The organism is Superficieibacter sp. (genome assembly GCF_032071645.1).
Classification (GTDB): domain Bacteria; phylum Pseudomonadota; class Gammaproteobacteria; order Enterobacterales; family Enterobacteriaceae; genus Superficieibacter.
In genome coordinates this window covers 77,111-98,173 of record NZ_DAMAPU010000011.1, presented here as the reverse complement: position 1 = coordinate 98,173, position 21,063 = coordinate 77,111, and the positions used below count along the sequence as shown (strand labels likewise).

The following is a 21,063-nucleotide window of genomic DNA, read 5'->3' as shown; positions in this document are numbered from 1 at the left end:
GTCAGTGGAGGCGCATTATAGGGAGTTATTCCGGCGTGACAAGCATAAATTTAAATTAATTTACTGAACGGGTCTTTTTTCACCAATCCGCTGCCTAATGCGCCAGATAATACTTCAAATGCTGTTTTTACCACCGTATTTGCCCACAAATGGCATACTGAAAAGCAGAGTGAATATTAAGGAACAGCTTTAATGAAGCTAAGCCCGCAGCAGTTGGCTGCTCAGAAGAACCTTTCATATGTGCTGGCGGAGAAGCTGGCGCAGAAAATTTTCAGGGGTGAATATGCCCCTGAAAGTATTTTGCCTGGCGAGATAGAGCTGGGCGAGCAGTACGGTGTGAGCCGGACAGCGGTCAGGGAAGCGGTGAAGACTTTAACTGCAAAAGGGATGGTATTACCCCGCCCCCGCATTGGCACCCGCATCATGCCGCAGAGCGACTGGAACTTCCTGGATAAGGAATTGCTTTCCTGGTGGATGACAGCCGAGAACTTTCAGGACGTAGTGCAGCATTTCCTCGTTATGCGTAGCAGCCTTGAACCTCAGGCTTGCCTGCTGGCGGCAACACTGGGTAGCGCGGAGCAAAAAGCGCAGCTTAATACGCTTATGGAGGAGATGGTCCATCTGAAGCAGCATTTTCAGCGTTCGCGCTGGATTGAAGTGGATATGGCCTGGCACGAACACATCTATAAGATGAGTAACAATCCCTTCCTGACCTCTTTCGCTACCTTGTTCCAGTCGGTCTACCATATTTACTTCACCTCTATTACCCAAAACGAAGTGATTAAGCTGGATTTACACCAGGCCATTGTTGACGCGATCCAGGACAGCGACGGCGATCGGGCGCAGGCGTCTTGCCGGGCATTACTGAGCGCCCCAACCAGCCAGCAAAGAACACAGGAGACAGAATGACCAGCAAAAAAGGGATTAGTATGGCCGGTTTGCCGTGGATCGCGGCAATGGCTTTTTTCATGCAGGCGCTGGACGCAACAATACTTAATACCGCTCTTCCGGCCATCGCACTAAGTCTCGACCGCTCTCCTCTCGCCATGCAATCCGCCATTATCAGTTATACCCTGACGGTCGCCATGCTGATCCCGGTCAGTGGCTGGCTGGCAGATCGCTTCGGTACTCGTCGGGTGTTTATGACCGCCGTCACCCTGTTTACGCTTGGTTCCCTGGCCTGCGCGCTCTCCAGTTCGTTAACGGCGCTGGTCATTTTTCGCGTCATTCAGGGTATCGGCGGCGCGATGATGATGCCGGTCGCACGTCTGGCATTGCTTCGTGCTTATCCGCGCAGTGAACTTCTGCCAGTGCTGAACTTCGTCACCATGCCCGGTCTGGTCGGGCCGATTCTGGGGCCGCTGCTCGGCGGCGTGCTGGTCACCTGGGCAAGCTGGCATTGGATTTTCCTGATTAATATTCCGATTGGTGTTGCCGGTCTGCTGTACGCCCAGAAATATATGCCGAATTTTACTACGCCCCGGCGCAGCTTCGACATGAGCGGATTTCTGCTTTTTGGGCTGGGACTGGTGCTTTTCTCCAGCGGCATGGAACTGTTTGGTGAGAAGATCGTGGCGTCGTGGATTGCGCTGCTGATCATTGCCGTCAGCATCATTTTGTTGCTGAGCTATATTCGGCATGCCCGCCGCCATCCGAATCCCCTTATCGCTCTGCCGATGTTTAAAACGCGGACGTTCTCGGTCGGCATCGCCGGTAATCTGGCGACGCGGCTTGGCACCGGCTGCGTGCCGTTCCTGATGCCGCTGATGTTGCAGGTTGGCTTCGGCTATCCCGCCTTAATTGCAGGCTGCATGATGGCTCCTACCGCTCTCGGCTCCATCCTCGCGAAATCGATGGTGACGCAGGTGTTACGCAGGCTCGGCTACCGCCGCACGCTGGTCGGCATTACCGTATTTATCGGGCTAATGATTGCCCAGTTCTCGCTGCAATCCCCGGCGTATCCGATTTGGCTGATGCTGCTGCCCCTCTTTATATTAGGGATGGCGATGTCGACCCAGTTCACGGCGATGAATACCATTACGCTTGCCGATCTGACGGATGAAAATGCCAGCAGTGGAAACAGTATGCTGGCCGTAACGCAGCAACTTTCAATAAGCCTGGGCGTGGCGATCAGCGCCGCTGTGCTGCGCTTTTATGAAGGTTTTGACAGCGCCAATACCGTGGAACAGTTCCACTATACATTTATTACGATGGGGGCGATTACGCTGGTTTCGGCGGCGGTATTTATGCTGCTGCGCCCCAGAGACGGGCGCAACTTAATAAAAGAACGCCATTAGGTTCGGGTAGAGCCGCGCACCACCAGCTCCGGGGTGAGCTGAACGCGCTGCTGTTTCTGGTCGGGCTGCGCCATGCGGTGGATCAGTACATCGATTGCCAGTTCGCCCAGCTCATCTTTCGGCTGATGAACGGTGGTCAGCGGCGGCGTCATATAGCGCGCCAGTTCGATGTCATCATAGCCGACGATGGCCATATCTTCCGGGATGCGTTTTCCGGCCTGATAAAGCGCCTGATACGCGCCCACTGCCATCGCGTCGTTTCCGGCGAATACCGCATCGGGCGGTGCCGGGTGAGCCAGCAACTGTTTCATAGCGGCAAAACCGCCGCCGAATTCAAAGTCGCCGGTAATTTCATACCCGGCAGGGATCTCCAGACCGGCACGATGCATCGCCGCTCTGTATCCTTCAAGGCGCAAACGGGCGGGGGTTTTATCCAGCGGCCCGGTAAGGCAGCCAATACGCGTATAGCCCTGGTCGATCAAATGCTGGGTCGCTAAATCCCCGCCCAGCAGCGAGTTATCCTGAATCAGGTCGCTGTCGCCATCAAAGGGTGCCCAGTCCATCATAACGGTAGGAACGGAAGGATAACGCTGAACGATTTCCGGCGAGGGCTGGTGCGTTTCGGTACACAGCAACAGCAGGCCATCCACCCGTTTCTGCATCAGCGTTTCCAGATTCTGATTCATGCGCTGCTCATTGCCTTCGGTATTACATAACACCAGGCTATACCCGCGTTCGAAACAGCTGCGCTCAACGCCGCGCACCAGTTCGGAATAAAAAGGGTTGGTACTGGCGGTGATGAGCATACCGATAGTGCGGGTCTGATTCAGTTTGAGACTGCGCGCCAGCGCGGAGGGGGCATAGTTCAGCGTTTTAATAGCCGCATCCACTTTGTCAGTGATGGCCTCGCTGACAAAGCGATCTTTATTGATGACGTGAGAAACCGTTGAGGTGGAAACGCCCGCAAGGCGGGCAACATCCTTCATGGTAGCCAATCTTCACTCCTGCTGACGTAAAAACAGGTCAATCTCTTCGCGCCACGGCACCGAGGGCTGCGCGCCTTTTCGGGTGACCGCTATCGCCGCCGCCGCATGAGCAAAACGAATGGCGTCCGCCAGCGGTTTTTCTTCCAGCAGCGCAGTGATTAACGCGCCGTTAAAGGTATCGCCTGCGGCGATGGTATCCACGGCCTGAACTTTAAAGCCCGGCACGCGCTGGCCTTTTCCGTTAGTGCTGGCCCATACGCCACGGCTGCCTAAAGTAATAATAACCGTTTTAATGCCTTTCGCGTGCAGCGCCTGCGCCGCACTAGCCGCGTCAGCGTCGCTTTCAACTTTAATTCCCGTCAGCTTTTCGGCTTCGGTTTCATTGGGCGTGATGATATCCACCAGCGCCAGCAGTTCGTCCGACAACGCCCGCGCAGGTGCCGGGTTGAGGACTACGGTCGTCTGGTGCTGATGAGCAATTTTTGCTGCCGCCAGCACGCTTTCAAGCGGTGATTCGAGCTGCATCAACAGTGCCGATGCCTGGGCAATACGTTCCTGCTGCGCCGCCACCAGCGCCGGAGAGAGCGCTGCGTTAGCCCCCGCATGAATACCGATGACATTCTCGCCTTCGCCGTTAACGAAAATCAGCGCCACGCCCGTGGATTCGCCATTAATAGTACTGATCGGCTCCACGTGGATATTATCGCTAACCAACTGCGTGCGGATGCGCTCGCCAGTGTCATCATCGCCGGTACAGGCAATAAACGCGATATTCGCTCCGCTGCGCCCGGCGGCTACCGCCTGATTAGCGCCTTTGCCGCCAAACGCGATTTGATAATGGTTGCCGGTAACGGTTTCGCCAGGCGTGGGGAAGGCGTCGAGATTGAGAATGTGATCGGCATTGATACTGCCGAGAACGACGAGAGTGCCTGCGGTTTTCATGTTCAGCTTGTCCTTAAAGTGCGCCACCGCTGGCGGTGGCGCGTGCCCTGCTTTTCTTTTTGGTTTAAAAGCGATTACTGCTTGATGACCAGTTTCAGGTCAACCGGGTATTTCGCCTGCACTTTTTCGCCTTTCAGCACTTTGTCAGCCGTTTCTACACCCTTCGCGCCAATCTGCTCCGGTAACTGGGCAATAGTTGCCGCCAGTTTGCCATCGTTTACCGCTTTTTCGCCATCCGGCGTGCCGTCAAATCCAACGACCATCACATCAGATTTACCCGCAGTTTGCAGCGCACGCAGTGCGCCCAGCGCCATTTCGTCGTTCTGAGCAAAGACGGCCTGCACGTCAGGATGCGCGGTCAGCAGGTTCTGCATGACGTTCAGGCCTTTAGTGCGGTCGAAATCAGCAGGCTGGCTGGCGAGAACGTTAAATTTATGAGCAGCAACCGCCTGCTGGAAACCTTCACCACGCTCGCGGGCGGCAGACGTCCCGGCGATGCCCTGTAATTCAATCACTTTGGCGCTTTCGCCCGCTTTCTTAGCGATATAGTCACCGGCGATTTTCCCGCCCAGCACGTTATCAGACGCGATATGACTGACCACTTCGCCCGATGCCGCCACACGGTCAAGGGTGATTACCGGGATTTTCGCCTTGTTAGCCATTTTGACTGCGTTGCCCACCGCATCGGAATCGGTCGGGTTGATCAGCAGAATTTTGGTGCCGCGCACCGTTAAATCCTGAACGTTCGCCAGCTCTTTCGCCGGGTTATTCTGTGAATCCAGAACCACCAGGTTATACCCCAGTTTATCCGCTTCTTTTTGCGCACCGTCTTTCAGAGAGACGAAGAACGGGTTATTAAGCGTGGAAACCACCAGCGCAATAGTGTCTTTTGCCATTGCGTTCGCGCTGACCGTTGCACTCAGTGCGACAGCCGAAACCAGAGTAGCCAGTTTTTTCATGTTCATATTTAAGATGTCCTGTAGTGTCGTTATTACTGCTTTTTGTTGTCTACCAGCACCGCCAGCAAAATCACCACCGCTTTAACGATCATCTGGTAATAGGAGGAAACACCTAACAAATTCAAGCCATTATTCAGGAAGCCAAGGATTAATGCACCAATCAGCGTCCCCATTATGCGACCCTTACCCCCTGCCAGGCTGGTACCGCCCAGCACCACCGCTGCAATAGCGTCCAGCTCGTAGCCAGTGCCTGCGGTTGGTTGCGCGGAAGAAAGGCGCGCCACTTCAATAATACCCGCCAGCGAAGCCAGCAGGCCACTTAGCGAATAGACAATAATTTTGATTTTATTAACGCTGATCCCGGACAGCCGCGTCGCCGCTTCGTTACCGCCCAGCGCATAGATATAGCGCCCCAGACGGGTGTGATGCAGCATGTACCATGCGGCGAGGAACACAACCCCCATGATCCACACCGGCGTCGGAATGCCCAGCGGACGGCCAATCCCGAACCAGCCAAAGACATCGGCATTCTCGGTAAAGCCCGTATTGACCGGGCTGCCGTTGGTGTAAACCATCGTCACCCCGCGCAGCAGCAGCATCATCACCAGCGTAGCGATGAACGCCTGCACGCGGCCTTTTGCCACAATCACGCCCGTTACCGCGCCGATTGCCGCACCCAAAGCCAGTGCTGCCGCCACGGCGACCAGCGCGTTGACTTCAATCCCGACAATGGATGCCGCCACCGCACCGGTCAGCGCCAGCAGAGAACCGACGGACAGGTCGATCCCGGAGGTCAAAATCACCAGCGTCATCCCCACCGCCATAATGGCGTTTACGGAAGTTTGCTGAAGAATGTTGAACAGGTTATTAACGGTAAAAAAGTTCGGACTCATGGTAGAGACAATCGCGATCAGCACCAGCAGGGCAATCAGCGATTTTTGCTCCAGCAGCCACGCTTTGGTGAAATAACGGCGACCAGCAACAGCCTGGGTAGTCATTGTTTTACTCCTGATTCACGCGATTAAGCTTGCCCACAGCGGCAGCCATTAACACTTCCTGGGTGGCCTGCTCGCGAGTGAACTCACCGCCGGTATGCCCTTCATGCATCACAATGATGCGATCGCTCATCCCCAGCACTTCCGGCATCTCGGAGGAGACCAGAATGATGCTCAGACCGTCGGCCTTGAACTGGTTAATAAGCTGATAAATCTCTTTCTTCGCTCCCACGTCCACGCCGCGCGTTGGCTCATCGAGGATCAGCACTTTCGGGCGGGTCATCAGGCCGCGCGCAATCGCCACCTTCTGCTGATTACCGCCAGAAAGCAGGCCGATGGCCTGTTCCATCGACGGCGTTTTGACGTTAAACAGGCGGATAAAATCACCCACCGCCTGCTGTTCATCTTTATGTTTCAGGGTGCCGCCCGCGTGGCTAAAGTAGCGCAGCGCCGTCAGCGACATATTCTCTTTCACCGACATGCCGAGCACTAATCCGTCGCGTTTGCGATCCTCGGAAATGTATACGATGCCGTTCGCCAGCCCGTCCTGCGGGGTGCGGGTCACGACCTCGCGTCCGTCCAGCGTAACCTGACCATCGGTGCGCGGCAGCGCGCCGTACAGCACCTTCATCAGTTCGGTACGCCCCGCGCCCATCAGTCCGGCAACGCCCAGGATTTCGCCTCTGCGCAGGGTAAACGACACTCCGTTTACGCCCGGACCGCACAGGTTATCGACCTTCAGGCGCACGTCGCCCGGCGTTTTATCAAGGCGCGGATACTGATCTTCCAGCTTGCGCCCGACCATCATTTCAATCAGCGTATCTTCACTCAGAGTGGTAACTTCCCGCTCGGCAATAAACTGCCCGTCGCGGAATACCGTTACGTCGTCGCAAATCTCGAAAATCTCTTTCATGCGATGAGAGATATAAACGATGCCGCGTCCCTGCGCTTTCAGTTCGCGGATGACGCGGAACAGGGAGTCGGTTTCGGTATCGGTCAGCGCGTCGGTCGGCTCATCCATAATGATGACTTTCGACTCGAAGCTCAGCACTTTGGCAATTTCCACCATTTGCTGATCGCCAATCGACAGATCGCCCACCAGACGGTCGCTTTTAAAGCGCAGATTGAGTTTCGCCAGCAGCTTATCCGCTTCGGCGTACATGGTTTTCCAGTCGATTTTGCCGAAGCGGTTGACGAATTCGCGGCCCAGGAAAATATTCTCGGCAATGGTTAGCTGCGGGATCAGATTCAACTCCTGATGAATAATCCCGATACCTGCTTCCTGTGACGATTTCGGCCCGGTAAAAGCCGTTTCCTGCCCCAGCCACAGCAGCGAACCTGCATCGCGGGTGTAGATCCCGGTCAGCACTTTCATCATCGTCGATTTGCCCGCGCCGTTTTCGCCGACCAGCGCCATCACGCGACCGGCGTACACGTTCAGCGCCGCGCCGGAGAGGGCTTTCACGCCGGGAAACGCTTTATCGATGCCTTTGAGTTGCAGTAATGCGTCCATGAGGGCCTCAGAAGGTGACGCCAGCACAGAGAATGATATTCGCATACGGGGAACACTCCCCGCTGCGAATGACCGCCTGACTGTCTGCGGTTTGTTTTTTAAAGTGCTCATGCGACGTGTAATGCACGTCAATGGTGTTTCCCTGGTGTTGTTGCAGTTGCCCGATATGGCTGAGCAACGTTTCGTGGAGCTGCGGATTATGTTCTTTAATCTCTGTCGCGAGGATCACCGCTTCAACCTGCATTTCACTGGTGACCACCTCCAGTACCTGCATAAACCCCGGAACGCCCTGGGTTAATGCCATATCAATGCGCGTGGTGCTGGCCGGAACAGGCAAGCCTGCATCACAGACCACCAGCGTATCGGTATGTCCCAGCCGGGAGATGACCGCGGAAATTGCAGAATTGAGAACCGTGCCTTTCTTCATTTTTATGCTCCACTAGCGAAACGTTTCGCTGATAAGGAGTTTAGCGCGGGAGATGAGCAGAAAACCATCATGACGTTGCAGAAATGTGATCGGCGTCGAAACGTTTCGCTACGTGAAATGTGAAGGAATTTTTCGCGTACCGGGCAGCGCTTAGTCTGCGCCGCCCGGCCTGATATTTTAGATCTCGACCTGGGTTCCCAGTTCAATCACCCGGTTTGGCGGGATCTCAAACTGATCCGGCGCGCGCAGGGCGTTACGCTGAAGCAGCAGGTACAGCTTGCCGCGCAGCCGCAGGTAAAGCGGACGCTTACCGATAATCAGCGACTCGTGCGACATAAAGAATGACGTTTCCATCATTCGGCAGCTTAAGCCTTCCAGACCACAGCGGTGGAACACCTCTTCCACGTTCGGCGTTTCACGCCAGCCGTAGCTTGCCACCACCCGCCAGAAGGTCGGCGAAAGCTGCTCGATCTGTACGCGACGCACATTATGGACATACGGCGCATCTTCCGTGCGCAGGGTCAACAGGATCACCCGCTCATGCAGCACTTTGTTATGTTTAAGATTATGCATCAGCGCAAAGGGGATGACGTTCAGCGCGCGGGACATATATACCGCCGTCCCCGGCACGCGAACCGGCGGCGATTTCTCCAGCGAGGCGATCATCGCCTCCAGAGAATTGCCGTGCTCGTGCATCCGACGCAGCAGGCGGAAGCGCTCGCTTTTCCAGGTGGTCATGATGGTGAACATGACCAGACCGAGGCTTAACGGTAGCCAGCCGCCGGAAACCAGCTTATCCAGATTCGCCGAGAACAGCGGGATATCAATGCACAGGAAGGCAATCAGGATGAACGCCACCAGGAACTTATTCCAGTGCCAGTTTTTACGCGCTACGGTGGTGGAAAGGAACGTGGTCAGTACCATTGTGCCGGTCACCGCAATACCGTACGCCGCCGCCAGATTACTGGAGTGTTCGAAACTGACAATCACAATCACTACCGAGGCGTAAAGCAGCCAGTTAATGAACGGGATGTAGATCTGCCCGGACTCCATTTCTGAAGTATGGATAATGCGCATCGGCGACAAATACCCCAGCCGCACAGCCTGACGGGTCAGGGAAAAGACCCCGGAAATCACCGCCTGTGACGCAATTACCGTCGCCAGCGCCGCGACAATCAACAACGGGATCAGCGCCCAGTCGGGGGCCAGCAAGAAGAACGGGTTTTTAATCGCTTCCGGGTGACGCAGCAGCAGCGCGCCCTGGCCGAAATAGTTCAGCACCAGCGAAGGCAGAACCACCGAGAACCAGGCCAGCCGAATGGGTAACTTCCCAAAGTGTCCCATATCCGCATATAGCGCTTCCACGCCGGTAATCGACAGTACGACCGCGCCAAGCGCCACGAAAGAGATCGTTTTGTATTCGACGAAGAAATGCACCGCCCACATCGGGTTGAGCGCGTGCAGCACATCCGGGTTAGCGATGATACTGCGCAGTCCCAGCACCGCCAGGATCAGGAACCAGATGAGCATTATCGGCGCAAAGAGTTTGCCGACCATCCCGGTGCCGTGCTTCTGAATAACAAACAGCAAGGTCAGCACGATAATCGACAGCGGCACCACCCAGCTATCGAGCTGCGGGGCGACAATCTCCAGACCTTCAATCGCCGACATCACCGATATTGCTGGCGTGATGACCACCTCACCGTAGAAAAAACTGCCGCCAATCAGCCCCATAATCACCAGGATCGAGGTGGTCCTGGCCGAGGTATTGCGCCCCGCCAGCGACATCAGCGTCAGTATTCCCCCTTCACCGGCATTATCAGCGCGCATGACGAAGGTCAGATACTTAATTGAAACCACACAAATCAGAAGCCAGAAAATCAGCGACAGAAAGCCAAACACGGCGTCTCGTTCCACGCCAAAACCGAACTGGCCAGACAGACATTCACGAAGCGTATAAAGCGGGCTGGTACCAATATCACCGTAGACAACCCCAATGGCTGCAAGCGTAATCGCAGACAATGATTGCTTTTTATCAGTGCTCATAGACAGATCTTTCGTTGGAATAAGGAGTGTGTGCTTAATCCCTTAGCCCACAAAAAGCGCACAGTATGCATGATAAATGGCAAAATCGTACCCCTAAGTGAAGTCAGATTAACCTGGCTCAAAGAAAATGAGTCAGATCTTCAGTCTATTACCGGCCTGCTGTTAAAACGCTATACTCGCTTTTTACCGCCTGAAAATGGCAGAAGGACGTAATTTATTATGGCTCAAGCACATCTATTAGCAGAAAGAATTTCCCGTCTGAGCAGCGCGCTGGAAAAAGGACTCTTCGAGCGCAGCCACGCCATCCGGCTGTGCCTGCTGGCAGCGTTAAGCGGCGAAAGCGTCTTTCTGCTGGGGCCGCCGGGGATTGCCAAAAGCCTGATTGCGCGGCGCTTAAAATACGCTTTTCAGCACGCGCGGGCATTTGAATATCTGATGACCCGTTTCTCCACGCCGGAAGAAGTGTTTGGTCCGCTCTCGATTCAGGCGCTAAAAGATGAAGGCCGCTATGAACGTCTTACCGCAGGCTATCTGCCGGAAGCGGAAATCGTCTTCCTTGATGAAATCTGGAAAGCAGGCCCGGCGATCCTCAACACCCTGCTGACCGCCATCAACGAGCGTCAGTTCCGTAACGGCGCACACGAAGAAAAAATTCCGATGCGTCTGCTGGTGGCGGCGTCTAATGAACTCCCGGAAGCGGACAGCAGCCTCGAAGCGCTTTATGACCGTATGCTCATCCGCCTGTGGCTGGACAAAGTCCAGGATAAAGGTAACTTTCGCTCGATGCTGACCAGCCAGCAGAATGAAAACGATAACCCGGTGGCCGCCAGTCTCCAGGTGACGGATGAAGAATTCACGCAATGGCAAACGGATATCGGCAAAGTAACACTCCCGGACAGCGTATTTGAGTTGATTTTTATGCTGCGCCAGCAGCTTGATAACCTGCCCGCCGCGCCGTATGTTTCCGACCGACGCTGGAAAAAAGCGATCCGCCTGTTGCAGGCCAGCGCGTTTTTCAGCGGTCGCGACGCCATCGCGCCCATTGATACAATCCTACTGAAAGACTGTCTCTGGTATGACGCGGAGAGTAAAAATCTGCTTCAGCAGCAGCTCGAAATATTGATGACCGGGCACGCCTGGCAACAGCAGCCGCTACTGAACCGACTGGGTGCCATCACCCAGCGGCGTGTTCAGATCCAGCAGCAGCAAAGCGATAAAACTGCGCTGAAAGTGCAGCGTCAGGGCGGTATGTTCAGCCGTAAACCGCATTACGAACTGCCACCGGAAATGACCGATCCGGTGATCACCCTTCTGCTCCAGCAACCGCTGAAGCTGCATGATATGGACGTGGTCCACCTGACCTTTGAACGCCCGGCGCTGGTCAACTGGCTGGAAAAGGGCGGTGAAATTCGCGCCAAACTCAACGGCATCGGCTTTGCGCAAGTGGTGAATCTCGATGTCGATCCCGGCCAGTATCTGATGGTGCGCGACGTCAGCCTTCAGGGAACGCGCCTGGCGCTGCCCGGCCTTTCATCAGAAAACATGCCGGATGAAATCAAGCAGCAGCTCGAGGCTCTGGATGACGAGTGGCACCAGCAGCACGCCCGCTTTAGCGAGCAGCAAAAATGCCTGTTTATCTCCGCCGACTGGCTGGGGCGTATTGAAGCCAGCCTGCAGGACGTGGGCGAGCAAATCAAACAGGCGAAACAATGCTGAATCTGGATACGCTGAATGCCCTGCTGGCGATTAGCGAAGACGGATTAATCGAAGAAGTGGTACTTGCACTGATGGCCTCGCCGGTGCTGGCTCTCTTCTTCGAAAAGTTTCCACGTCTGAAAAATGCCGTTACCGACGACATCCCGCGCTGGCGGGAATCGTTAAAAAGCCGCCTCAAAGAAACCCGCGTTTCGCCGGAACTCAGCGAAGAGGTGATGTGCTATCAGCAAAGCCAGCTTCTTTCTACCTCCCGCTTTATCGTGCAACTGCCACAAATTCTGGCGCTGCTGGATAAGGTCAAATCACCGTGGGCGGAACAGGCCAAAAAGCTGGTGGATGCAAATCCTTCATTTACCCCGGCGCTGCACACCCTGTTTTTGCAGCGCTGGCGGCTAAGCCTGATTGTTCAGGTCACGACGCTGAATCAGCAACTGCTGGAAGAAGAGCATGACAAACTGCTCAATGAAGTACAGGAGCGGATGACTTTCAGCGGTCAGCTTGAGCCGGTGCTGGTAGAAAACGACAACGCCGCCGGACGACTTTGGGACATGAGCAGCGGCAAACTTCAGCGCGGCGATTACCAGCTCATCGTTAAATACGGTGATTTTCTCAGCCAGCAGCCGGAGCTTATGCAACTGGCAGAGCAACTGGGCCGCTCGCGCGAGGCAAAATCGGTGCCGAAAAAAGACGCGCCGATGGAAACCTTCCGCACGCTGGTGCGCGAGCCGTCAACCGTCCCGGAGCAGGTCGATGGCATTATGCAGAGTGATGACATCCTGCGTCTGCTGCCGCCGGAACTGGCGACACTGGGCATTTCCGAACTGGAGTATGAGTTTTACCGGCGGCTGGTGGAAAAACAACTTCTGACCTACCGCCTGCACGGGGAAGCCTGGCGGGAGAAAGTTACCGAACGCCCGGTAACGCATCAGGATTTTGATGAACAGCCGCGCGGCCCCTTTATCGTCTGCGTGGATACGTCCGGCTCAATGGGCGGCTTCAATGAACAATGCGCGAAGGCTTTTTGCCTGGCGCTTATGCGCATTGCCCTCGCCGATAACCGCCGCTGCTTTATCATGCTGTTCTCCAGCGAAGTGGTGCGCTACGAGCTTTCCGGCGCGTCGGGTATTGAGCAGGCGATCCGCTTTTTAAGCCAGCGCTTTCGCGGCGGCACCGATCTGGCGAGCTGTTTTCGCGCGATTGTTGAGCGGATGCAGGATCATGAATGGTCAGATGCTGACGCGGTGGTGATCTCGGATTTTATCGCCCAGCGGCTGCCGGACGAGGTGGTAAAGAAGGTGAGTGAACTCCAGCGAGTACATCAGCACCGGTTTCATGCGGTGGCGATGTCCTCTCACGGCAAACCCGGTATCATGCGCATTTTCGATCATATCTGGCGCTTTGATACCGGGATGCGCAGCCGCCTGCTGCGACGCTGGCGGCGTTAAATTACAGCAGCGCGGCAACGCTCTCGCGCACCTGCGCGGGCCACACGCCGCACTGCACCTGGCCGATATGCGGAAGCTGGAGCAGCAGCATCGTCAGACGCGACTGACCGATCCCCCCGCCGATAGTCTGCGGCATTTCACCGCGCAGCAGCGCCTGATGCCACTCCAGCTGCAGACGATCTTCGTCGCCGGTCAGCGCCAGCTGGCGTTTCAGGGCTTCAGCATCCACGCGGATGCCCATAGAAGACAGCTCAAGCGCATCTTCCAGCGTCGGGTTCCACACCAGAATATCGCCGTTCAGCCCGGCAAAACCTTCAGCGGAGGCGGAGCTCCAGTCATCATAATCCGGCGCGCGCACATCGTGACGTTTGCCGTCGGAAAGCGTCCCGCCGATACCGATCAGGAACACCGCACCCAGCTCTTTAGCGATGGCCCGCTCGCGGCCTTTGGCATCAAGATCGGGATAGCGGGTCAGCAGATCCTGACTGTGAACGAAGTGGATCTGTTCCGGCAGGAACGGTGCCAGACCAAACTCCTCACTCACGGCCGCTTCGGTTGCCTTAATACCCGCCCAGATTGCCTCTACGGTAGAATGCAGCGTTGCGATATGACGTTCGCCGTCGCCCATCACCCGCTCCCAGTCCCACTGGTCAACATACACAGAATGAATGGCGGTCAGGCGGTCTTCATCCGGGCGCAGGGCTTTCATATGCGTGTACAGCCCTTCACCCGCGCTGAAGTCGTGTTGCCCCAGGGTTTGACGTTTCCATTTCGCCAGTGAATGCACCACTTCAAAAGTGGCGTCCGGCAGCGTTTTCACTTTTACCTGCACCGCTTTTTCGCAACCGGACAAGTTATCCTGCGTCCCGTCTCCTACACGGCTTAAGATCGGAGCCTGAACTTCAATCAGGCCCAGTTTCTCTTCCAGCTGGCGGGAAAAGTGGGATTTAACGAAACTGATCTGGCGTTGTTTTGCGATATAAGCGGTTTTCATTTTATAACTCCTGCGTCCTGTTGATTATGATTAAGCAACAAAACGAGGGCGAAATTCAATAATCCACAAACAAAAAGCCCAACTCACTTTTGATTCATCAAAATAAAACGCTAAAATAGAGTGAATCTCTATTCTTCATAAGAAAAAGCTATGGAAAATTATCAGATCGACAATCTGGATCGCGGCATCCTTGAGGCGCTAATGGTCAATGCCCGCACCGCTTATGCGGAACTGGCAAAACAATTCGGCGTCAGTCCCGGTACCATTCACGTTCGCGTAGAGAAAATGAAGCAGGCGGGCATTATCACCGGCGCGCGAATTGATATCAGCCCGAAGCAATTGGGCTACGACGTTTGCTGCTTTATAGGCATCATTTTAAAAAGTGCCAAAGATTACCCGTCGGCGCTGGCGAAGCTCGAAAGTCTTGATGAAGTGACCGAAGCGTACTACACCACCGGGCATTACAGCATCTTTATTAAGGTCATGTGCCGGTCGATCGATGCGCTTCAGCAGGTACTTATCAACAAGATCCAAACAATTGATGAAATTCAGTCCACCGAGACACTGATCTCCCTGCAGAACCCGATTATGCGCACCATTCGCCCATAACGATCAATTTTAATCCCCCACTTATCCACGGGTAGATCCCAGCCTGTACACCGCGTACAATAGCCCCTCTTTAACAGGACGGGCTATCATGGCAGACATCACTCTTATCAGCGGCAGCACCCTTGGCGGTGCCGAATACGTTGCGGAACACCTGGCTGAAAAGCTGGAAGATGCCGGTTTTTCAACCGAAACCCTGCATGGTCCGCTGCTGGACGATCTCACTGCAAGCGGGATCTGGCTGGTGATCTCCTCCACGCATGGCGCAGGCGATCTCCCGGACAACATTCAGCCGTTGCTGGACGATCTTAAAGAGCAACAGCCTGACCTTTCTGCCGTTCAGTTTGGGGCAATGGGTATTGGCAGTCGGGAATATGACACTTTCTGCGGCGCGATCGAAAAACTGGAAGCCGAACTGAAGATCTGCGGAGCAAAACAGATCGGCGAAACGCTGAAGATCAACGTGCTGGAACATGACATTCCGGAGGATCCGGCAGAAGAATGGCTGGGATCGTGGATTAATTTACTCAAAAACGCTTAAAGATCGCGCGATCGAATGTGGATAACTATGCTTAAAAGCACTGCTTAACCGGTAGTTATCCCAAGTATAACCGTTGTTCAGTTTTTGAGTTGTGTATAACCCGCCTTTTTGATCCCAGCTTATACTGGATGGGATCACCGATCATTCACAAGTAATGATCCTCACTAACGCTATGATCTTTAATGGCGGATCCGACTTATCCACAAGAGATGGCGATCCTAATAAGAGATCATAATAAAACAGATCTCTATTTAAAGATCTTCTTTATTAAATACTCAGGATCCTGGTGCTTTCTCGATCGACTAAAGTTGAGTAGAATCCACGGCCCGGGCTTCAATCCTTTTCAACACCGCTTTACGCGAGGCAAATCACCATGTTTTATCAGGATCCTTTTGACGTCATCATCATTGGCGGGGGTCATGCAGGCACTGAGGCCGCGATGGCCGCAGCGCGTATGGGTCAACAGACTCTGCTTTTGACACACAATATCGACACGCTGGGGCAGATGAGCTGCAACCCGGCGATTGGCGGCATTGGGAAAGGACACCTGGTAAAAGAAGTCGATGCGCTTGGCGGTCTGATGGCGACTGCGATCGACCACGCAGGCATTCAGTTTAGGATACTAAACGCCAGCAAAGGGCCGGCCGTTCGAGCCACCCGTGCACAGGCGGATCGCGTGCTCTATCGCCAGGCGGTACGCACTGCGCTGGAGAATCAGCCAAACCTGATGATCTTCCAGCAGGCGGTTGAGGATCTTATCGTCGAAAACGATCGTGTGGTCGGTGCCGTGACCCAGATGGGGTTGAAATTCCGCGCCAAAGCGGTAGTGCTGACCGTCGGCACATTCCTGGACGGCAAGATCCACATCGGACTGGATAACTACAGCGGCGGCCGTGCAGGCGATCCGCCGTCAATCTCCCTCTCACGTCGTCTGCGGGAACTGCCGCTGCGCGTTAATCGCCTGAAAACCGGGACTCCGCCGCGTATTGATGCGCGGACTATCGACTTCAGCGTACTGGCACAGCAGCATGGCGATACCCCGCTGCCCGTATTCTCGTTCATGGGACGTCAGGAGCAGCATCCGCGTCAGGTGCCGTGCTATGTCACCTACACCAACGAAAAAACCCATGATGTGATCCGCAATAACCTCGATCGCAGCCCGATGTATGCCGGGGTGATCGAAGGGATCGGCCCACGCTACTGCCCATCGATCGAAGATAAAGTCATGCGCTTTGCCGATCGTAACCAGCATCAGATCTTCCTCGAACCGGAAGGACTGACGTCCAACGAAATTTACCCGAACGGCATCTCGACCAGCCTGCCGTTCGATGTACAGATGCAAATCGTCCGCTCAATGCAGGGGATGGAAAATGCGAAGATCGTCCGCCCTGGCTACGCCATTGAGTATGACTTCTTCGATCCGCGCGACCTGAAACCGACCCTGGAGAGCAAATTTATCCATGGCCTGTTCTTTGCCGGGCAGATCAACGGCACCACCGGCTATGAAGAAGCGGCGGCTCAGGGGCTGCTGGCAGGTCTCAACGCTGCCCGTTTCTCGGCGGAGAAAGAGGGCTGGGCACCGCGTCGCGATCAGGCTTATCTCGGCGTGCTGGTTGACGATCTCTGCACCCTCGGCACCAAAGAGCCGTACCGCATGTTTACTTCGCGGGCGGAATACCGCCTGATGCTGCGTGAAGACAACGCCGATCTGCGTCTGACCGAAGCGGGCCGTGAACTGGGCCTGGTGGACGATGCACGCTGGGCGCGTTTCAACGAGAAGCTGGAAAACATTGAGCGCGAACGCCAGCGCCTGAAAGCGACCTGGGTTTCCCCGTCTGCGGAATCGGCGGATGAAGTGAATACGCAGTTAAGCGCGCCGCTCTCCCGCGAAGCCAGTGGAGAAGATCTGCTGCGCCGCCCGGAAATGACCTATCAGCAACTGACGTCGCTCACCCCGTTTGCTCCGGCACTTGCTGATGTCCAGGCCGCTGAACAGGTTGAGATCCAGGTGAAGTACGAAGGTTATATCGCCCGTCAGCAGGATGAGATCGACAAGCAGCAGCGTAACGAAAGCACTCTGCTGCCAGCGACACTGGATTACCGTCAGGTTTCCGGGCTGTCCAACGAGGTCATCGCCAAGCTGAACGATCACAAACCGGTTTCTATCGGTCAGGCGTCGCGTATCTCCGGCGTGACTCCGGCGGCGATTTCCATCCTGCTGGTCTGGCTGAAAAAACAGGGTATGCTGCGCCGCAGCGCGTAATTTATTGTTGCCCGGTCAGGCGTCAAGCCGCCGGGCAAATCATCTTTAACAGGTAATCACCGTGTTCAACAAACTTTCTCGTCTGCTGGACGACGCCAGCATTTCGCTTACCGATCACCAGATAAACCAGCTGGTTGCGTATGTCGACATGCTGAATAAATGGAATAAAGCGTATAACCTGACCTCGGTGCGCGACCCGAACGAGATGCTGGTGCGCCATATCCTCGACAGCATCGTGGTTGCCCCGCACTTGCAGGGTGAACGTTTTATTGATGTCGGCACCGGCCCTGGTTTACCCGGCATTCCGCTGTCCATCGTGCTCCCCGATGCGCAGTTCACGCTGCTCGACAGCCTGGGCAAACGGGTCCGGTTTCTGCGTCAGGTACAGCACGAGCTGAAACTGGAAAATATTCATCCCGTACAGAGTAGGGTAGAGGCGTTTCCCGCCGAGCCGCCTTTTGATGGCGTGATCAGCCGGGCCTTTGCTTCCCTGACCGATATGGTGGAATGGTGCCATCATCTTCCGGGCGAAGCAGGACGCTTTTATGCGCTGAAAGGTCAGTTGCCTGATGAAGAAATCGCCGCGCTGCCCGTTGAATTTTCAGTAGAATCGACTCTTAAACTTCGGGTTCCACAACTCGACGGCGAGCGACATCTGGTAATTATTCGCCCTGACAAAGTTTAATTTTTATCAAAAAAAGTAGAGAAAAATGCTTTTTGACGATGTTAAAAAATTGGGTGATAAATGCTCATGCGCTGGATGGCTTTTAACTATCCATTAACTGGATATTTTCGTAATGTTAACGCCGCTCTTTTTGTTAACCACAAAAATAGTCAACATGGAAAATATCAGTCTGCTAAAAGTCTGCCGCTTTGATAACATTCATGTGTTAAATATTTATTATAAATGTCAATGAAGTGTTTTTATGAAGTATGCGGATGTTTAGCAAAAAATAGGCATGATTAACGTTAATTATCAAAAAGATAAAAACAAGGCGGATGTGAACAGCGATAACAGGCTGAAATTGAAAATGTTTAATCTGTGATCTGGTGCACGCTTTATCATCAGGCTTTTCGCGCAATCCGAACTTTTGCCCGATTGTTCACAGTTTGATGAAAACTTTAAAAATAGCGCTCCAGAAAATTATTTAAACATTTATTCACCTTTTCGCTACTTATTGTTTGAAATCACGAGGCCGCACCGTATAATTTGACCGCTTTTTGATGCTTGACTATGTGGCGCAAACGACGTTTTATACGACTCGCGGCATACCTCTTAGGGAGCAGGAGTAAAAACGTGATGTCTGTGTCGCTCTTGAGTAGAAACGTTGCTCGTAAGCTTCTGTTCATTCAGTTTCTGGCAGTAATGGCAAGTGGATTGCTGTTTAGCCTCAAAGACCCCTTCTGGGGCATTTCCGCAGTAGGCGGAGGTATGGCAGTCTTACTGCCTAACTGTGTGTTTATGATTTTTGCCTGGCGTCATCAGGCGCATACACCAGCTAAAGGCCGGGTGGCCTGGAGTTTCGCACTTGGCGAAGGCTTTAAGGTGTTAGCGACTTTTGCTTTGCTTGTGGTGACGCTGGCGGTTTTTAAAGCGGTTTTCTTGCCGCTCATAGTCACGTGGATTTTGGCGCTGGTTGTTCAGATCGTCGCGCCAGCTGTAATTAACAACAAAGGGTAAGAGGCATCATGTCTGCAGGAGAAATCTCAACACCGCAGGAGTACATCAGTCACCACCTGAATAACCTTCAGCTGGACCTGCGTACTTTCTCGCTGGTGGATCCGCATAACCCCCCGGCCACTTTCTGGACGCTCAACATCGACTCCATGTTCTTCTCGGTGCTGTTGGGGCTGTTGTTCCTGGTGATGTTCCGCAGCGTAGCGAAACGCGCCACCAGCGGCGTTCCCGGCAAATTCCAGACCGCAATCGAACTGGTTATCGGCTTTGTGAATGGTAGCGTGAAAGACATGTACCATGGCAAAAGCAAGCTGATTGCGCCGCTGGCCCTGACGATTTTCGTCTGGGTATTCCTGATGAACTTCATGGACCTGCTGCCTATCGACCTGTTGCCATACATTGGTGAGCATGTCTTCGGTCTGCCAGCTCTGCGCGTGGTGCCGTCCGCTGACGTGAACATCACCCTGTCGATGGCGCTGGGCGTATTTATCCTCATTCTGTTCTACAGCATCAAAATGAAAGGCATTGGCGGCTTCACCAAAGAGTTGACGCTACAGCCGTTCAATCACTGGGCATTTATTCCTGTCAACTTAATCCTTGAAGGGGTAAGCCTGCTGTCCAAACCGGTTTCTCTTGGTCTGCGACTGTTCGGTAACATGTATGCCGGTGAGTTGATTTTCATTCTGATTGCAGGCCTGCTGCCGTGGTGGTCACAGTGGATCCTGAATGTGCCATGGGCCATTTTCCACATCCTGATTATTACGCTGCAAGCCTTTATCTTCATGGTTCTGACGATTGTCTATCTGTCGATGGCGTCCGAAGAGCATTAATTTTACCAACACTAAATGTTTTAAACTGAAACAAACTGGAGATTGTCATGGAAAACCTGAATGTTGATCTGCTGTACATGGCTGCCGCTGTGATGATGGGTCTGGCGGCAATCGGTGCTGCGATCGGTATCGGCATCCTCGGGGGCAAATTCCTGGAAGGCGCAGCGCGTCAGCCGGATCTGATTCCTTTGCTGCGTACTCAGTTCTTTATCGTTATGGGTCTGGTGGATGCTATCCCGATGATCGCTGTTGGTCTGGGTTTGTACGTGATGTTTGCTGTCGCGTAGTAAGCGTTGCTTATAAGAAGCAATATCAGAACGTTAACTAGATAAGAGGCATTGTGCTGTGAATCTTAACGCAACAATCCTCGGCCAGGCCATCGCGTTTGTCCTGTTCGTTCTGTTCTGCATGAAGTTCGTATGGCCGCCGTTAATGGCTGCCATCGAAAAGCGTCAAAAAGAGATTGCTGACGGCCTTGCTTCTGCTGAACGAGCACATAAGGACCTTGACCTTGCAAAGGCCAGCGCGACCGACCAGCTGAAAAAGGCGAAGGCGGAAGCTCAGGTAATCATTGAGCAGGCGAACAAACGCCGCTCTCAGATCCTGGACGAAGCGAAAACTGAAGCAGAGCAGGAACGGGCTAAAATCGTAGCGCAGGCTCAGGCAGAAATCGATGCGGAGCGCAAACGCGCTCGCGAAGAACTGCGTAAGCAAGTGGCTATCCTGGCTGTTGCCGGGGCCGAGAAGATCATCGAACGTTCCGTGGATGAAGCTGCTAACAGCGACATCGTGGATAAACTTGTCGCTGAACTGTAAGGAGGGAGG

The 21,063-nt window shown here is 54.2% G+C and carries 20 protein-coding genes; 12 read left to right on the top strand and 8 right to left on the bottom strand.

Features of this window, described 5'->3' with window-relative positions; genetic code table 11:
• Positions 1–192: 192 nt before the first annotated feature.
• On the top strand, positions 193–909 hold the full coding sequence (locus RT197_RS17315; RefSeq protein ID WP_312952385.1) for a FadR/GntR family transcriptional regulator: 717 nt from the start codon (positions 193–195) through the stop codon (positions 907–909).
• Positions 906–2,297: a multidrug transporter subunit MdtD gene (gene mdtD, locus RT197_RS17310; RefSeq protein ID WP_312952384.1), complete on the top strand. Its 1,392-nt coding sequence runs from the start codon at positions 906–908 to the stop codon at positions 2,295–2,297. Before RT197_RS17315 ends, mdtD begins: the two co-directional genes overlap by 4 nt.
• Here the strand turns inward: mdtD and rbsR are convergent.
• From rbsR to kup, 7 genes are all read right to left on the bottom strand, one after another.
• Positions 2,294–3,292, bottom strand: a complete 999-nt coding sequence (rbsR, locus tag RT197_RS17305; RefSeq protein ID WP_312952383.1) for a ribose operon transcriptional repressor RbsR — start codon at positions 3,290–3,292, stop codon at positions 2,294–2,296. The two genes, mdtD and rbsR, sit on opposite strands and share 4 nt — an antisense overlap.
• 3 nt (positions 3,293–3,295) lie before the next feature.
• Complete coding sequence (gene rbsK / locus RT197_RS17300; protein WP_312952382.1) at positions 3,296–4,225, bottom strand: ribokinase; 930 nt, start codon at positions 4,223–4,225, stop codon at positions 3,296–3,298.
• 74 nt (positions 4,226–4,299) lie between these two features.
• Entirely contained in the window at positions 4,300–5,190 is an 891-nt protein-coding gene (gene rbsB, locus RT197_RS17295; RefSeq protein WP_312952381.1) for a ribose ABC transporter substrate-binding protein RbsB, read from the bottom strand.
• A gap of 26 nt (positions 5,191–5,216) precedes the next feature.
• Entirely contained in the window at positions 5,217–6,182 is a 966-nt protein-coding gene (rbsC, locus tag RT197_RS17290) for a ribose ABC transporter permease (protein ID WP_312952380.1), read from the bottom strand.
• Positions 6,183–6,186: 4 nt separating this feature from the next.
• Positions 6,187–7,692: a ribose ABC transporter ATP-binding protein RbsA gene (gene rbsA / locus RT197_RS17285; RefSeq protein WP_312952379.1), complete on the bottom strand. Its 1,506-nt coding sequence runs from the start codon at positions 7,690–7,692 to the stop codon at positions 6,187–6,189.
• Between the two features lie 7 nt (positions 7,693–7,699).
• Positions 7,700–8,119 (bottom strand): D-ribose pyranase, encoded by a 420-nt coding sequence (rbsD, locus tag RT197_RS17280; RefSeq protein ID WP_312952378.1) that lies wholly within the window; start codon positions 8,117–8,119, stop codon positions 7,700–7,702.
• A 177-nt stretch (positions 8,120–8,296) separates the two neighbouring features.
• Positions 8,297–10,165 (bottom strand): low affinity potassium transporter Kup, encoded by a 1,869-nt coding sequence (gene kup / locus RT197_RS17275; protein WP_312952377.1) that lies wholly within the window; start codon positions 10,163–10,165, stop codon positions 8,297–8,299.
• Between the two features lie 219 nt (positions 10,166–10,384).
• On the opposite strand from kup, the gene ravA reads away from it, so the two are divergent.
• A complete protein-coding gene (gene ravA / locus RT197_RS17270; RefSeq protein ID WP_312952376.1) occupies positions 10,385–11,881 on the top strand; it encodes an ATPase RavA in 1,497 nt (498 codons plus the stop codon).
• Entirely contained in the window at positions 11,875–13,326 is a 1,452-nt protein-coding gene (gene viaA / locus RT197_RS17265) for an ATPase RavA stimulator ViaA (RefSeq protein WP_312952375.1), read from the top strand. The genes ravA and viaA overlap by 7 nt, the downstream gene beginning before the upstream one ends.
• 1 nt (position 13,327) lies before the next feature.
• Here the strand turns inward: viaA and asnA are convergent, their stop codons facing one another.
• On the bottom strand, positions 13,328–14,320 hold the full coding sequence (gene asnA / locus RT197_RS17260) for an aspartate--ammonia ligase (RefSeq protein WP_312952374.1): 993 nt from the start codon (positions 14,318–14,320) through the stop codon (positions 13,328–13,330).
• A 150-nt stretch (positions 14,321–14,470) separates the two neighbouring features.
• On the opposite strand from asnA, the gene asnC reads away from it, so the two are divergent.
• The 8 genes from asnC to atpF all read left to right on the top strand — a co-directional run bounded on the left by asnC (position 14,471) and on the right by atpF (position 21,054).
• Positions 14,471–14,929, top strand: a complete 459-nt coding sequence (gene asnC / locus RT197_RS17255) for a transcriptional regulator AsnC (RefSeq protein ID WP_194207698.1) — start codon at positions 14,471–14,473, stop codon at positions 14,927–14,929.
• An 88-nt stretch (positions 14,930–15,017) separates the two neighbouring features.
• On the top strand, positions 15,018–15,467 hold the full coding sequence (mioC, locus tag RT197_RS17250) for an FMN-binding protein MioC (RefSeq protein ID WP_312952373.1): 450 nt from the start codon (positions 15,018–15,020) through the stop codon (positions 15,465–15,467).
• Positions 15,468–15,840: 373 nt separating this feature from the next.
• Positions 15,841–17,730: a tRNA uridine-5-carboxymethylaminomethyl(34) synthesis enzyme MnmG gene (mnmG, locus tag RT197_RS17245; RefSeq protein WP_312952372.1), complete on the top strand. Its 1,890-nt coding sequence runs from the start codon at positions 15,841–15,843 to the stop codon at positions 17,728–17,730.
• 61 nt (positions 17,731–17,791) lie between these two features.
• Positions 17,792–18,415, top strand: a complete 624-nt coding sequence (gene rsmG, locus RT197_RS17240) for a 16S rRNA (guanine(527)-N(7))-methyltransferase RsmG (RefSeq protein WP_312952371.1) — start codon at positions 17,792–17,794, stop codon at positions 18,413–18,415.
• 615 nt (positions 18,416–19,030) lie between these two features.
• The gene (gene atpI / locus RT197_RS17235; protein WP_312952370.1) at positions 19,031–19,411 is read left to right on the top strand and encodes a F0F1 ATP synthase subunit I; all 381 of its coding nucleotides are present in this window, start codon (positions 19,031–19,033) and stop codon (positions 19,409–19,411) included.
• An 8-nt stretch (positions 19,412–19,419) separates the two neighbouring features.
• Positions 19,420–20,238, top strand: coding sequence for a F0F1 ATP synthase subunit A (gene atpB, locus RT197_RS17230; RefSeq protein ID WP_312952369.1), 819 nt, complete (start codon positions 19,420–19,422; stop codon positions 20,236–20,238).
• A gap of 47 nt (positions 20,239–20,285) precedes the next feature.
• The gene (gene atpE, locus RT197_RS17225) at positions 20,286–20,525 is read left to right on the top strand and encodes a F0F1 ATP synthase subunit C (RefSeq protein ID WP_049839447.1); all 240 of its coding nucleotides are present in this window, start codon (positions 20,286–20,288) and stop codon (positions 20,523–20,525) included.
• 58 nt (positions 20,526–20,583) lie between these two features.
• Positions 20,584–21,054 (top strand): F0F1 ATP synthase subunit B, encoded by a 471-nt coding sequence (atpF, locus tag RT197_RS17220; RefSeq protein WP_312952368.1) that lies wholly within the window; start codon positions 20,584–20,586, stop codon positions 21,052–21,054.
• Positions 21,055–21,063 lie beyond the last annotated feature (9 nt).

Bases quoted from the DNA above. Each gene is read 5' to 3' on its own strand.
- RT197_RS17315 (WP_312952385.1), top strand. From the start codon at position 193: ATGAAGCTAAGCCCGCAGCAGTTGGCTGCTCAGAAGAACCTTTCATAT.
- mdtD (WP_312952384.1), top strand. From the start codon at position 906: ATGACCAGCAAAAAAGGGATTAGTATGGCCGGTTTGCCGTGGATCGCG.
- rbsK (WP_312952382.1), bottom strand. From the start codon at position 4,225: ATGAAAACCGCAGGCACTCTCGTCGTTCTCGGCAGTATCAATGCCGAT.
- rbsB (WP_312952381.1), bottom strand. From the start codon at position 5,190: ATGAACATGAAAAAACTGGCTACTCTGGTTTCGGCTGTCGCACTGAGT.
- rbsC (WP_312952380.1), bottom strand. From the start codon at position 6,182: ATGACTACCCAGGCTGTTGCTGGTCGCCGTTATTTCACCAAAGCGTGG.
- rbsA (WP_312952379.1), bottom strand. From the start codon at position 7,692: ATGGACGCATTACTGCAACTCAAAGGCATCGATAAAGCGTTTCCCGGC.
- rbsD (WP_312952378.1), bottom strand. From the start codon at position 8,119: ATGAAGAAAGGCACGGTTCTCAATTCTGCAATTTCCGCGGTCATCTCC.
- kup (WP_312952377.1), bottom strand. From the start codon at position 10,165: ATGAGCACTGATAAAAAGCAATCATTGTCTGCGATTACGCTTGCAGCC.
- ravA (WP_312952376.1), top strand. From the start codon at position 10,385: ATGGCTCAAGCACATCTATTAGCAGAAAGAATTTCCCGTCTGAGCAGC.
- viaA (WP_312952375.1), top strand. From the start codon at position 11,875: ATGCTGAATCTGGATACGCTGAATGCCCTGCTGGCGATTAGCGAAGAC.
- asnA (WP_312952374.1), bottom strand. From the start codon at position 14,320: ATGAAAACCGCTTATATCGCAAAACAACGCCAGATCAGTTTCGTTAAA.
- asnC (WP_194207698.1), top strand. From the start codon at position 14,471: ATGGAAAATTATCAGATCGACAATCTGGATCGCGGCATCCTTGAGGCG.
- mioC (WP_312952373.1), top strand. From the start codon at position 15,018: ATGGCAGACATCACTCTTATCAGCGGCAGCACCCTTGGCGGTGCCGAA.
- mnmG (WP_312952372.1), top strand. From the start codon at position 15,841: ATGTTTTATCAGGATCCTTTTGACGTCATCATCATTGGCGGGGGTCAT.
- atpI (WP_312952370.1), top strand. From the start codon at position 19,031: ATGTCTGTGTCGCTCTTGAGTAGAAACGTTGCTCGTAAGCTTCTGTTC.
- atpB (WP_312952369.1), top strand. From the start codon at position 19,420: ATGTCTGCAGGAGAAATCTCAACACCGCAGGAGTACATCAGTCACCAC.
- atpE (WP_049839447.1), top strand. From the start codon at position 20,286: ATGGAAAACCTGAATGTTGATCTGCTGTACATGGCTGCCGCTGTGATG.